Here is a 13,364-nt window from a genome sequence, read left to right as displayed (position 1 = left end):
TGCCTGATAATTAACAATTAAATCATAGCGGGATAAAATCCAGTTCATAATTATTCATTTCTTTTAAGTTGAGAAAAGGGGATTTCCTTTTCAGATGAAATGAATAAAAAAAGAAGAAAAGTTGAACTGGTTGTAATCTCTGATGTCCATCTCGGAACCTATGGCTCTCAGGCCAGAGAGCTAAATAAATATCTTAAAAGCATTCAGCCAAAAACTCTCATTTTAAATGGAGATATTGTTGATTTCTGGCAATTTTCGAAACGCTACTGGCCCAATTCTCATATGAAAGTTGTTAAACAGGTGCTTAATATGGCTTCGAAGGGGACAAAGGTCATTTACATCACCGGAAATCACGATGAAACCCTGAGGAAGTTTGATGGCTTGAAAATGGGAAATTTTAGAATAGCCAATCAATATGAATTGAAATTGAATGGCCAAAAGACCTGGTTTTTTCACGGGGATATATTGGATTTTACCATGCAATATTCGCCCTGGTTGGCTCGAATAGGAGCCATTAGTTATGATGCATTAATAATTCTGAATCTCAGTATAAACCGAATACGTGCCTTTTTTGGAAAAGGAAAAGTTTCACTTTCCAAACGCATTAAAGACAATGTTAAATCAGCCGTTTCTTTTATAAACAGTTTTGAACAAACAGCAGCTGAGCTGGGTATTCAAAAAAAATATGATCTAATAGTTTGCGGACATATTCATCAACCAACTGATAAACTTATTACAGATAAAAATGGTAATTCCGTTCGATATTTAAATTCCGGAGACTGGGTGGAAAATTTGAGTAGTCTTGAATACGATAAGGAAAAATGGCGCATTTACTATTTTAATGAGGATGATAGTCTAGATTCAAGTGAAAAGGAAAGCTTGAATGGGGAAATTCCGGATATTGAAGAATTGAACAATAAAGAACTGTTTCAAAAAATGTTATCTGAATTCAAAAAATTTTAATCATTCAAAATTTTAATTATTGGTAAAATGGAAATCCTCTGGTTGTTATCGGGGGATTTTTTATTTTAATTACCTTATTCCATATAAATAATTATGAATGAAGCCTGATTCTATATGCTTTTATTGCGAATAGTTTTATTTATAGTTTTGATTGGCAGTTCCTTAAATGTCAGTTCTCAAAATTCTAATGAAAGCTCCAGACCAGTATACATTGGCGTCAAATTCCATTTTAGTGGCATTATAATTCCCCATCGCGATACGCTTAGGCAAATTGCCAGCAGTACACCACGAGGTTTGCAAATTGAAATTAGCCGATTTAATATTTCCGAAAAATCATGGCGTTCATGTAATTGCTATGCGCGAACCGGTTTTAGCTTTATGTATTTCGATTATGGAAACAGAGATCAGCTTGGTCAATCTTATAACCTTGCTTTTTTTCTTGAACCCTATTTCAATGTAAATAACCGATTGAATTTTTCATATCGAGCTTCAATGGCATTATCATATTTGAATAAACCCTATGATGAAAATACCAATCCGGTAAACCTCTTTTACAGTTCAGCATTGAGCTATATGCTAAATGTAAGTTTGCATGCAAATTACAATCTTAAACCCAATCTAATTTTAAATGGTGGGCTCTTTTATAATCATATTTCTAATGGTGGTATGAAACAGCCAAATTTGGGAATGAATTTCCCTACAGCTATGCTTGGGCTGGACTATGTTTTAAATCCTGTGAGCTCCGATTTAACAAAATATCAAAAAGTCAGCGAATTCAACAGAGAACTAAAATATTATGCCCGATTGATTGCTTCACTAAAAACGGTTGAGGCATTTGACAGTAGTATGAGCGATGTTCAGCGACCTGTTTATGGCCTTGAAGCCGGAGTAATAAAACCTATTTCCAAACTTAATGCATTACTTTTTGGCTTCGAATATATTTCTGATGAATCCTGGAAATTAAGAAACCAAAGATGGGGGGAAGATTTTGATCATCGTACTTTTAACCTAATGGCAGGACACGGTTTTCTCCTCGGTCGATTTATGTTTTCACAACAATTGGGCCTTTATGCATACAAGGATTATCCGAATACTCCTTCGCTTTTTTATCAGCGCTACGCTTTGTTTTATCAGTTGGGTAAATACCTGAATCTCGGTTTTAGTATGAAAACACATTTGGAAGTGGCAGAGATTATGGATGTCAGGCTTGGATTAAAATTTTAAGGGTGGAAAGCAAATAGGGCCTTCCACCAATAGGAATTGTCAATCTATATAATCTAAATCAAAAGCTTCGGGATGAGCAAGTGATTGATCATTACTTGGTTCCAGACTAGCATGATGTACATGAATTGTATTGTCTTTAATAACCATCGAGAATCTCAGAATGTTATCTTCTTCAAATCCCTGTGACTTCCATTTTATTCGATATAAACCGGAGTCAACTTTCAATCCATTTACCTTTTGCATAGAAGAACTAATCGGAATAATTTCAAGATCATCTTTCTCAAAGAGGTCTTTGTATAAATTCCTTACCTGAATCTTATTGCGTCGGATATTGGTAGAAAAAGCGGGAATCATTATGATATCATTCGAATATAATTTCATTAAAGCTTCAATATCATGACTATTTATTGCTCGAACCCATTTATCGTGAATTGGAAGCAAAGGCTCAGAAATCATATCCTCCCTTTCAAGTGCACTATTTTGCTCATCCAATTTGAATGTATTTAAAAAGGTATTGATTGCATACTGAGTTGGTTTTCCTGTCCTTCTAATAAAGATGTATTGTACTATTGTATGTGCTAATAGTATTAAAAGAAGACCTTCGAAGATTCCAAACTCAAAAACCATTAAGCCGCAAATTCCGGCCATAATGAGAGCATATCTTCCTTCAGAACGGACATGTGCTATATTGGCTATCATTTTCCAACCTGAGTAAACCATTATTATTCCCAAAGCATATTCAGGCATGTGCTCTAATATTTGAGGAAACAAAACTACTATTAGTAAAACTCCTGCTGTAAAAAGATTTGAAAGCTTGGTAACAGCCCCGGCTACAGTATTGGTAGTACTTTTGGCCAATCCGTCAAGATTGGTCATGCCTCCAAAAAAAGTTGCACCCATATTGGCAATCCAAATTGCAAAAAGACTGTTATTTGAATCAGTTTTGCGCTTATGGGGATCCATTTTCTCAATAGCCACATTGCTCATTACCTGTTCAATAATATCGATTGTGCCTAGCATTAAGGCAAAGCCCAGCATTTCAAGCATCATAATTGCTGTTTGAGATCCATTCATTCCATCTAAATGTGGAATAGGCAAAGCGAGATTGAATGGAATTACATCAATTGAAATTCTTGGTAAAGGCATGATAAAACTCAATGCAATACTCGTCAACATTATTACTATATAGGGCATTGCAGGCATTTTCTTTTGGTAGTATTTAAACAGAAAAACGAAGGAGATAAATGACACTAAACTTAAAAGGATAACGGCTTCACGTTCAAAGTTCAACCATGTATTTGTCTCATGTTCTATATCATATAAAAACGGAACGAATTTTAAAGCAATTTTTAGCCCAACTCCAGCTAAAAGGCCTTCTACCAAATAATGAGGAACAATCCTAAGAATATATCTTTCCAACCTGTACTTCCAAACCAAAGCCTGAAAAGCAGCTGTTACAAAAATAACAAATGGCATGTTTTCATAGCCAAATGTACTCACACCCAATGCCAAGGCGGGCGCCAGACCGGCAGCTACACCTGGCATGCCTGTATAATTACCAGGTTTGAATAAATAGCTTACAAAACTTACAATGCCCGCAAAAATCACTGTATATAATCCTGTCATAATAGGATAATCGGACATAAGGCAAATTCCAACAGTAAGTGGAACAGCCATAATACCCGTAACCGTACCGGCCAGGGCATCTCTTTGCACATTAGCAAAGATTTCATTTAAAGAGAACTTCATTTCTGTTATTAATTTTTGTTTGAAATAAGCCCGATTAGGGCCAAAAAGGAGATGAGCAAGTCATCAATACAAAAACTAATTAACAGAAGTTAACTTTGAGACAACAGTAATTTATGAATAGGGGTACTGTGCATTTCGAATATCCGGAATTTGCGCTCTCATCCAGAATAATGCTGACTCCTTTATTGGAGTTTAATTTTGAAAATTCTTCGTTTGAAATATAATCCCGGACATAATTATCATTGATTTTTCTGGAATTATTTAAATCCTCCTCTTTTTCAAATGTATCACGTTTCTCTTCACGCTCTTCATAAGTTTCTTCGAGAGGTTGATCAAAAAGCATGAGACTCACTTCCGAAAGGAATATTGAGCTTAAGATTAGGACTGCAACAACAGTAATAAATTGCTTTTGACTTTTCACTCTACCATAATACGATATTATTATTTAATTTCGAAATTTCAGAAGGGATGTTTTTTGTCTATTCTTTGTTGACTACTAGCTTAATAGCGGATGGAATAATCTCTATTTTCAAATCACTAACCTCACCAATAACCTCTCCATCAAGCTGTAAATTTTTTTTCATTCCAAGTTTAATTTCAGCTTTTTCTGCACTGAAGACTTCAATTGCTTCATCCCCAAAAAACCTTTCATCAATTTTGGACAAACCGGCTTTAATCAGTGCATTAAAATTTACTTCCTTAATAATTACCAATTCAAATACTCCATCATTCGGCTTTCCCTGAACATTTATGGGAATTCCAGTACCATAGGTTCTGCCATTACAAATGGCCAACATTATGACATTTTCTTCTATTCTATTATTTTCTGTTGTAATTGCAACCTTAAAAGGTTTTGAGTTTCTCAATTCCTCAATAAAGAATTTAGCATACGAAACCATCCCGCGTTCCTTTCCTTTTTCAAATTTATGAACGATTTCTGCATTGGTCCCTACGTCGCCAATATGTATTGAATAATGTTTCTCATTGACTTTCAATATATCAATATCTATCCAACGGGAGGACATCATAATTTCCTTTAAAGCTTCAATGGGTTCTGAATTAATCTTTAATTCTGCCGCCATTCCATTGGCTGAGCCCAAAGGCACAATTCCTATAGGTATATTTTCATCTATTACTGCAAGAGCACATAGCAAAATGGTGCCATCTCCTCCTCCTGCAATTATTCTATCGGGACTGAGTTCTGAAATCTTTTTTTCCAGTTCAACCTGGTCCCTTTTACCTGTTGTTTTAAAAACCTCCGCTCGATGTCCATTTCTCTCGAGTAAATCCTTTGCTTCAGATACAAATTCGCTCTTGTCCACATCTCCTGAAACAGGATTTATTACTATTAGATAATTCATTGTACTAAATCAGAAATTTCAGCACTTTCAAACTCATCTGAGTCATTAAAGTAAATACCCTTTACGCCACAGTCAAGTAGCTTTTCCCATTGTTCATCCTGGCTCTTATCACGCTTTAAAGAGGTTTGTCTTATGTAAACCAGCAAAATTCGTTTTGGGAATTTAGTGCAAATATGGGTATAGGCGCGCATGTCATTTTGTGAATCATCTCCGATCAGAATAAATTTTCTATCACCGCTATTCTCAAGGATTTTCTCAAGGTTTTTTTCCTTATACAATTTGCCTTTCCCTGGTTTAAGTAGATTCTTAAATTTCAAAAAGGGTGTTAAAATGAGAATGCCTTTTGGCAATTCGCTGTAATTGATAAAAGAAGAAATCAGACCGAATAAATTACTTTCACTTTTCGATAGATAAATAGTCCTCATTCCCAGGGAATTTGTAAAATTCAAGAGTTCATAGGTGAAAATAATTGACTTTCTTTTTTTTGGCCTGAGAAAAAGTAGTGTGTAAACTCGTTTTAAAATTGACGTGGCATGTGATACCAAAACCGTATCATCGATGTCGGAAATGACATTCAGGTCAGAATTACCGCTTTTGAAAATTACCGGATATTCCTGTGGTATTAGTAATTCTTCTTCTCCAATTGAAAATTTTAAATCTCCTTCATTGTAATCAATGAGTGCTTCAAAATGCCCTTTTTTGTCTGTCTTGGCAGAACTAAGCTTCCCATTGTAATAAATATCTATCCGCTTTTTCTTTACGGTTTTTTTGCGATAAGTCCCCAGCACACTCAATAAATTTCCGAGAATGCTTTTTGGATATCGATAGCCTTTTCCTGATCCTTTTAAAACGGTTCCTCGAATGAGCATTTTCGAATCCAATTGTAATGCCTGAACTTGCCAGAGGTAATTCATTTCAGTGATTGAGGTTAAGTCATTCATAAAAAAGGCAGAATTTTGTAAATCCTGCCTATTCTATTTTATAAAATCAAAGCCTATCTTAAATCGATTTCCTCTACCCCTTTGTATTTCGTTTTATCGAATTTAAACTCAGAGTCGCTCAGCTTAACATTTTCCTCAAAAGAGGTGATCTTATACTGATACTTGTTCCCGCTTTTTTCATAAATCCTCCAGCTCGCTATATTGCTTGTTTTGTCTTCGATAAACAGCTTAATCTTAAAAAAGGATTTGTTTCTGTCTTCCGGAACAAGGTCAATCACGTGGTAAGTCTTGCCTTTTTCGGTTATTGGCTCTATATAAATGTATTTATAACCGGTCTTATAGAGATTATAAATTTTATCCGGGGAAAATTCCATTTCCTCGGCATCGTATTCCACGATATTCACCTCTTTATCTTCGGGCAGATAATTCCATTGAGTGGTGCCATCAATAAATATAATCTGATCCCTGAGGTCCAGTTTGATTTTATCATCACCTTTAACCATAATTTCCCCTGAAAACGAATCGCTGACATCGTTGGCGGGACTTTCCATGCTATAGGTAAAGCTGGCCTTAAAAGCGTTTATTTTTTGAAACTTTTCACTCACCTTATCAAGATATTCCTTGGCTTTTTTATCGTATTGCCCATGTGAGGCAATTGCCATTCCCATTATCGCGCATGCTACAATTAATCTTTTCATGTGTTTTAGTCTTTTATCAATTCACTCAAATACTGTTCCAAACTATGTTCATCAGGAATTAATACCTGACGTGCCTTGCTACCTTCAAATCCGCCAACAATTCCGACTGCTTCCAATTGGTCAATAATTCTTCCCGCTCTATTATAGCCTAGGCTCAACTTTCTTTGTATTAAAGACGTACTGCCCTGTTGGTGCAATACCACTAAGCGCGCTGCTTCTTCAAACATGCTGTCTCTGTCTTTAATGTCAAAATCACCGATTTTCTCATCATCTTCGCTAATGTACTCCGGTAATTTGAAAGCGCTTTCATAGCCTCTCTGATCGCTTATGAAATCGCAGAGTTTATCCACCTCATCGGTATCGACAAAAGGACATTGTAAACGAACTGTTTCAGAACCCTGTGAGAATAGAAAATCTCCCATTCCAACCAACTGATCGGCACCTCCTGCATCGAGAATTGTCCTTGAATCCACTTTTGAAGTCACTTTAAAAGAAATCCTTGCTGGGAAATTGGCCTTAATAATTCCTGTAATGACATTAACTGAAGGCCGCTGAGTGGCAACTACCAAATGAATTCCAATAGCCCTGGCCAATTGGGCCAAACGTGCAATGGGCGTTTCCACTTCTTTTCCTGCGGTCATCATCAAATCTGCCAACTCATCAATAATCAAAACGATATAAGGTAGATATCTATGGCCGTTTTCGGGATTTAATCGGCGTGAGGTGAATTTTTTATTGTATTCCTTAATATTTCTACAACCTGCATCCTTGAGCATTTCATACCTGGTATCCATTTCAATACACAGCGAATTCAGGGTATTTATTACTTTTTTGGTATCGGTTATGATCGCCTCTTCGCTGTCCGGAAGTTTGGCTAAAAAATGCTTCTCTATTTTATTGAAAAGTGTCAGTTCCACTTTCTTGGGATCGACCAATACGAATTTTAACTGCGAAGGGTGTTTTTTATACAGCAACGATGTCAGTATGACATTTAAACCAACCGATTTTCCCTGGCCTGTTGCACCCGCCATCAGAAGGTGAGGCATTTTGGTTAAATCCGAAATGTACAGTTCATTGGAAATGGTTTTCCCCAAAATCACCGGAAGTTCTTTATCAAAATCCTGAAATTTTTCTGTAGTGACAACCGATTTCATAGAAACCAATTCCCTGTTTTTATTCGGCACCTCAATACCAATCGTTCCTTTTCCGGGAATCGGTGCAATGATTCGAATTCCAAGAGCGGCGAGGTTCAAGGCTATATCATCTTCCAGACTTTTGATCTTTGAGATTTTTATTCCCGCCTCCGGTACAATTTCATAAAGTGTAACCGTTGGGCCGATGGTAGCTTTAATGCTGGATATTCCGATTTTGAAATTTAATAAAGTAGCAACGATATTATCTTTGTTGGCTTCGAGCTCTTCTTTGGTTACTTTTCCTCCGGTGTCTTCATAGTCTTTTAATAAATTGACCGAAGGGTATTTATAATCCGAAAGGTCGAGTTTAGGATCATAATGCTCAAGTTCGGAAATGTGTTTTTCTTCTTTCTTCTCCTCTACCTCGAGCTCGTGATCCTCCTCTACTCTTTCAATCTTTTCTTCCCTGGGGGCCTCTTCTATTACTAATTCAGTATTGGGGGCCTCATTATCTTTATAGTTTTCTTCAAATTCCTCTTGTTCAGCATCTTCCCCTTTGTAATCTTCGTATAAGTCAAATGCTTTTTCTACATCTTCGGTGTTTGCGGATTCAAATGGGTTATCACCGATTCCGGTTTCATTTTCATTCTCTGTATTTTCTTCCTCTTGATTGGTAAATGCGGTTTTAAAACTGAAAATGTTATTGATGTCTAAAAAGAAGACGATAAATATGGCCAGACTTAAAAGGAGGAAAATTATTGTGCCCCATCCGATAAGGCTGTGCAGAACGATAGCAAATTCAAATCCTATGCCACCACAGATGTATTGTAATTCCTGCAGATTTTCGGACTGGTAAACCATATATCCTAACATCAGGCTTATCCAGATCAATGCGAATACTGAAAGCTGAGAAAATCGCCAGAGGCTAAAAATTGGTTTTTTAGTCAAAATTTCGAGACCCGAAAAAAAGGTGAGCGGGGGAATAAAAAATGCTGCAATGCCAAACCACTTGAAAATAAACAAGTGCGAGGTCCATGCGCCCAAGAGTCCAAGCCAGTTTTTACTCTCAAGACCCAATTCCCTTGAATCTTCAGAGCCAATGGCTCCAATTACCGACTGGTCGTATTTTCCCGTAAATAAATAGGAAAGAAAACTAATGAAAAGAAAAATGGACAGGGCCATTAGAAAAAAACCCACAGCCAGGTGAAATCTCTTATCGTGAAGAAAATTCAGGCGGATGGTTTTTCTGCTTCCTGATTTTACCTTTTTGGTCTTATAAGTATTTTGATTTGCGCTGTTTCTCGCCATATTTGGGAAAAATCAAATTTATTGAATTTAGTGGCAATCCCTAAAAGCAAAAATATCTATTTCTCTTTAAGTATTGCTTTGTTAATTCTTTTTACAATCGCCGGCCCTTCATAAACAAAGCCAGTATACATTTGAACCAGATCTGCTCCTGCATCTAGTTTTGCTTTTGCTGATTCATAATCAGATATACCACCAACGCCAATTAGCGGTAAATCGGGTAATTTATTTTTTATTTCTTTAATGATTTCGGTTGATTTCTCACTCAATGGTTTTCCGCTTAAACCTCCCTTTTCCTGAATTAAATTTTTATCGCTTTTCAAACCATCTCTACTTATGGTGGTATTGCTAACTATCATTCCGGAAATACCGGTTTCAAGAACAATATCTACTATATCATTAATTTGATCTGAATTTAAATCCGGGGCTATTTTCAGAAGAATGGGTTTTTCTTTAATTTTTTCGGCCATCCTTGTTTTAAGTCTTGATAATAGGTTGAGCAATGGCTCCTTTTCCTGCAGAGCTCTCAGATCCGGTGTATTCGGTGAACTGACATTTACAACGAAATAATCAACATAAGGATATAGGCCTTCCAGACAAATCTCGTAATCGCGATAAGCTTCTTCGTTTGGGGTTGACTTGTTTTTCCCAATGTTACCACCAATAATCAGGTCTTTAGGCCTGTTTTTTAATCGCCGAATGGCTTCCTCCATACCAAGATTATTAAATCCAAGCCGGTTAATTAGTGCAAAATCTTTTTTTAATCGAAAAAGTCGTGGCTTAGGATTACCAGGTTGGGCCAGAGGAGTCACCGTGCCGATCTCAATAAATCCGAATCCAAAAGTGGAGAGTTCATGAATGAATTCAGCGTTTTTGTCAAAACCGGCCGCTAATCCTATGGGATTTTTAAATTTTAAACCGAATACTTCCTTTTCAAGTCCTTGATCACTAAATGAGAAAACCGATTTTGAAACACTTTTTGCTCCCGGGATTTTCAATAGGGCCTTCAAAAGTCCGGTCGTAAGGTGATGCGCTTTTTCAGCATCGATCAGGAAAAGAATGGGTTGAAGGATGGATTTATACACGGCGCAAAAATAGGATAAAGCAAATACCTAATCCTAGCTTCTTGGATGGAATTCTTTAATTACCTGTTTTAAATAATCCCGGTCGAGGTGAGTATATATTTCCGTGGTTGTTATGCTTTCATGGCCCAGCATGGTTTGAACTGCTCTAAGGTCAGCCCCGCCTTCGATCAGATGTGTGGCGAATGAATGTCTGAAAGTGTGGGGGCTAATGTTTTTTTTGATCCCCGCCTCTTTGGCAAAATCCTTGATCATCATAAACACCATCACCCTGCTGAGTCCTTTCCCCCTTCTGTTGAGGTAAAGATAATTTTCAAAGCCTTTGACAATTGAAACATGATTCCGGATTTCATTCATATAAATTCTATTGAATTTTATGGCATCATCTCCGATAGGAACCAGTCTTTCCTTATCGCCTTTACCGAGAATTTTAATAAATCCATCGTTAAAAAACAGATTGGAAATTCGAAGATTGATCAATTCAGTGACACGCAAACCCGAACTGTATAGCGTTTCAAGCATCGCACGGTTTCTGGCCCCTTCGGGGCTTGAGAGGTCAATAACCGAGAAAATTTTTTCTATTTCATGAAATTCCAGGGTATCGGGAAGTTTTCTGCCGAGTTTTGGAGCATCTATCAAATCGCAAGGATTTACCTTTATTAAGTCTTCCATACGCAGATAAGTGTAAAATGAGCGTATTCCTGAAAGAATTCGCGCCTGGCTGTATGAAGACATCCCCAATTTCTCAATGAAAATCAAAAACTCGCTTAGGTCAAAGGCAGTTACCTCCTGCGGATTTTTATTGCGATTGTTGATTTCTAAAAACTGTTTTAGCTTTACCACATCGCGCTGATAAGCCTCAACGGAGTTTTCTGAAAGGCTTTTTTCTAATTTTAGATAGGCCGTAAATTCTTTTATGTATATATCCCAACTCATTGGCCCGATAAAGTAAAGAAGATGGATCCAAAAGTCAATCAAAAAGCAAGAGTTCAGATAATAAATGGCCCAAATATTAACCTCACCGGTTTGAGGCAAAAGAATATTTACGGCGATCAGCCAATAGAGCAATACATTTTCAATTTGAGAGATAAATTCCCCAATGTGAAAATTGATCATTTTCAGAGCAATATTGAGGGGGAGATCATCGATAAAATCCATGAGGTGGGTTTTGATTATAATGGGATAATTATCAATGCAGGTGGCTATTCGCATACCTCTGTCGCCATTGCCGATGCTATTGCTGCGGTTTCATGCCCATGTGTGGAGGTGCATATTTCCAATGTTTATGCCAGAGAAGAATTCCGACATAAAAGCTGGATGTCGAAATATTGTGACGGTACCATATCAGGTTTTGGGCTCGAAGGCTATACGCTCGCATTGATTCATTTGGTGTCTAAATACGGTAACCGACGTTGATAAATTTTTATCCCGGCCCTTCAAAAATAGATGAGCGCCTTTCGCTTTGGCTGAATGAAGGCCTTGAAAGTGGAATGATTGAAATGAATCACCGCTCCGAGGCGTTTATGTTTCAGTATCGTGAGATCGTGGATCTTTTCCAGGAGGTCTTTGATCTTCCACAGGACTTTGAAGTTTATTTCACTTCCTCTGCCACCGAATGTTGGGAGATCATTGCTCAGGGATTTTCTGAAAAGTCATTTTTACATGTATTCAATGGGGCATTTGGAGAAAAATGGGCCAACATGAATGTCGCGCTTGAGAATGATGTCAAAAGTGAGCGTTTTATATATAGCAGCTTTCCACCGGAATTGAAAAATGTTAAAGAAGATATCATTTGCCTTACGCAGAATGAAACCTCCAATGGCAGCAAATTACCTGATACTTATTTAACCGAATTGAGAAGCTGGAATCCCGAAAGTATAATCGCGGTAGATGCCACCTCTAGCATGGCCGGTGTAGAATTGCCCTGGTTGGCTGCTGATATATGGTTTGCCTCGGTACAAAAGTGTTTTGGATTACCGGCGGGCATGGGAATTCTATTTATGCATAAAAGGCTTTTGAATGAAACTTCAGAAAAAGCTTATTACAACCATATAGGCAATTTACACAAGCATTACAGCAATTGGCAAAGTCCATATACACCAAATACGGCAAATATTTATTATTTGTGGCAATTATTGCAGGAACACCGAGGGCTAAAATTAATTTCAGAAAAAATAAAAAAGCGGGCAAAACATATTTATTCAAGAATTAAGGCCATTGATGGATTTGAAATATTAGTTGAAAATCAGGAATTACGATCCGATACGGTCATTACTGTAAAGATTTCTGAACATGAATTAAAAGATCTGAAGAGCTATCTGGAAAGTCGTGAAATTATGCTGGGCAATGGCTATGGGCCTTGGAAAAATGAAACATTTCGCATTGCAAATTTTCCCGCCATAAAAAGGGCTGAATACGATGTACTGTTTAAGCAAATTGATAAATGGGCAAAGAAAAGGTTATAGAAATATTTACTGACGGAGCTTCAAGTGGCAATCCCGGCCCCGGGGGATTTGGGATCGTATTGCGTTTTGGGGATAAAGTAAAAGAGCATTCAGAAGGATTTCAAAAGACCACTAATAATAGAATGGAGCTTTTGGCTGTGATACGGGCACTGGAAATGCTTAAAAGAAATGATTTGCCTGTACATATTTATTCAGATTCCAAATATGTAATAGATGCAATTACAAAGGGATGGGTTTTCGGATGGCAGAAAAAAAATTTCAAAGGGAAAAAAAACCCCGATTTGTGGATGAAATACTTAAAGTTACATCCAATGTTTAAGTTAAAATATTTTTGGGTTAAAGGCCATGCGGGGCATCCCGAAAATGAAAGATGTGATGAGCTGGCTGTGAGGGCTTCACAGGGCGAAGGTTTGATGAAAGATGTTGGGTATGAAGGGAATTAA

Annotated in this window: 13 protein-coding genes; 5 read left to right on the top strand and 8 right to left on the bottom strand. The window is 37.1% G+C overall.

From position 1 onward, the window contains the following. Positions 1-99: 99 nt before the first annotated feature. A complete protein-coding gene (locus tag HZR84_10075) occupies positions 100-963 on the top strand; it encodes a UDP-2,3-diacylglucosamine diphosphatase (protein ID QNL22272.1) in 864 nt (287 codons plus the stop codon). A gap of 123 nt (positions 964-1,086) precedes the next feature. After that, complete coding sequence (locus HZR84_10070; protein QNL22271.1) at positions 1,087-2,187, top strand: acyloxyacyl hydrolase; 1,101 nt, start codon at positions 1,087-1,089, stop codon at positions 2,185-2,187. A gap of 39 nt (positions 2,188-2,226) precedes the next feature. Here HZR84_10070 and HZR84_10065 read toward each other — a convergent pair whose 3' ends face one another. From HZR84_10065 to xerD, 8 genes are all read right to left on the bottom strand, one after another. After that, a complete protein-coding gene (locus HZR84_10065) occupies positions 2,227-3,936 on the bottom strand; it encodes a SulP family inorganic anion transporter (GenBank protein ID QNL22270.1) in 1,710 nt (569 codons plus the stop codon). Positions 3,937-4,015: 79 nt separating this feature from the next. Continuing rightward, positions 4,016-4,357 (bottom strand): hypothetical protein, encoded by a 342-nt coding sequence (locus HZR84_10060; protein QNL22269.1) that lies wholly within the window; start codon positions 4,355-4,357, stop codon positions 4,016-4,018. A 58-nt stretch (positions 4,358-4,415) separates the two neighbouring features. Then, positions 4,416-5,297: a diacylglycerol kinase family lipid kinase gene (locus HZR84_10055; protein ID QNL22268.1), complete on the bottom strand. Its 882-nt coding sequence runs from the start codon at positions 5,295-5,297 to the stop codon at positions 4,416-4,418. After that, positions 5,294-6,238, bottom strand: a complete 945-nt coding sequence (locus tag HZR84_10050; GenBank protein ID QNL22267.1) for an App1 family protein — start codon at positions 6,236-6,238, stop codon at positions 5,294-5,296. Before HZR84_10050 ends, HZR84_10055 begins: the two co-directional genes overlap by 4 nt. A 53-nt stretch (positions 6,239-6,291) precedes the next feature. Then, positions 6,292-6,936, bottom strand: coding sequence for an outer membrane lipoprotein carrier protein LolA (locus tag HZR84_10045; GenBank protein ID QNL22266.1), 645 nt, complete (start codon positions 6,934-6,936; stop codon positions 6,292-6,294). Positions 6,937-6,941: 5 nt separating this feature from the next. Next, positions 6,942-9,377 (bottom strand): DNA translocase FtsK, encoded by a 2,436-nt coding sequence (locus tag HZR84_10040; protein ID QNL22265.1) that lies wholly within the window; start codon positions 9,375-9,377, stop codon positions 6,942-6,944. A gap of 56 nt (positions 9,378-9,433) precedes the next feature. Continuing rightward, the gene (locus HZR84_10035) at positions 9,434-10,459 is read right to left on the bottom strand and encodes a quinone-dependent dihydroorotate dehydrogenase (GenBank protein QNL22264.1); all 1,026 of its coding nucleotides are present in this window, start codon (positions 10,457-10,459) and stop codon (positions 9,434-9,436) included. 33 nt (positions 10,460-10,492) lie between these two features. Next, positions 10,493-11,392 carry a site-specific tyrosine recombinase XerD gene (gene xerD, locus HZR84_10030; GenBank protein ID QNL22263.1) on the bottom strand — a complete coding sequence of 300 codons (900 nt, stop codon included), beginning with the start codon at positions 11,390-11,392 and terminating at the stop codon, positions 10,493-10,495. Positions 11,393-11,413: 21 nt separating this feature from the next. On the opposite strand from xerD, the gene aroQ reads away from it, so the two are divergent. From aroQ to rnhA, 3 genes are read left to right on the top strand one after another with little or no spacing between them, the layout of a single operon-like run. Beyond that, entirely contained in the window at positions 11,414-11,872 is a 459-nt protein-coding gene (gene aroQ, locus HZR84_10025; protein ID QNL22262.1) for a type II 3-dehydroquinate dehydratase, read from the top strand. After that, positions 11,869-12,921, top strand: a complete 1,053-nt coding sequence (locus HZR84_10020; GenBank protein QNL22261.1) for an alanine--glyoxylate aminotransferase family protein — start codon at positions 11,869-11,871, stop codon at positions 12,919-12,921. Before aroQ ends, HZR84_10020 begins: the two co-directional genes overlap by 4 nt. Continuing rightward, positions 12,900-13,364, top strand: a complete 465-nt coding sequence (rnhA, locus tag HZR84_10015; GenBank protein ID QNL22260.1) for a ribonuclease HI — start codon at positions 12,900-12,902, stop codon at positions 13,362-13,364. Before HZR84_10020 ends, rnhA begins: the two co-directional genes overlap by 22 nt.

The organism is Hyphobacterium sp. CCMP332 (assembly GCA_014323545.1).
Classification (GTDB): domain Bacteria; phylum Bacteroidota; class Bacteroidia; order Cytophagales; family CCMP332; genus CCMP332.
The sequence above is the reverse complement of the archived record's forward strand: the minus strand, read 5'-3'. Positions and strand labels throughout refer to the sequence as shown.

Excerpts from the sequence above, each read along its gene's own strand:
- HZR84_10055 (QNL22268.1), bottom strand. The coding sequence starts at position 5,297 with ATGAATTATCTAATAGTAATAAATCCTGTTTCAGGAGATGTGGACAAG.
- HZR84_10075 (QNL22272.1), top strand. The coding sequence starts at position 100 with ATGAATAAAAAAAGAAGAAAAGTTGAACTGGTTGTAATCTCTGATGTC.
- HZR84_10065 (QNL22270.1), bottom strand. The coding sequence starts at position 3,936 with ATGAAGTTCTCTTTAAATGAAATCTTTGCTAATGTGCAAAGAGATGCC.
- xerD (QNL22263.1), bottom strand. The coding sequence starts at position 11,392 with ATGAGTTGGGATATATACATAAAAGAATTTACGGCCTATCTAAAATTA.
- HZR84_10050 (QNL22267.1), bottom strand. The coding sequence starts at position 6,238 with ATGAATGACTTAACCTCAATCACTGAAATGAATTACCTCTGGCAAGTT.
- HZR84_10045 (QNL22266.1), bottom strand. The coding sequence starts at position 6,936 with ATGAAAAGATTAATTGTAGCATGCGCGATAATGGGAATGGCAATTGCC.
- rnhA (QNL22260.1), top strand. The coding sequence starts at position 12,900 with ATGGGCAAAGAAAAGGTTATAGAAATATTTACTGACGGAGCTTCAAGT.
- HZR84_10040 (QNL22265.1), bottom strand. The coding sequence starts at position 9,377 with ATGGCGAGAAACAGCGCAAATCAAAATACTTATAAGACCAAAAAGGTA.
- aroQ (QNL22262.1), top strand. The coding sequence starts at position 11,414 with ATGGATCCAAAAGTCAATCAAAAAGCAAGAGTTCAGATAATAAATGGC.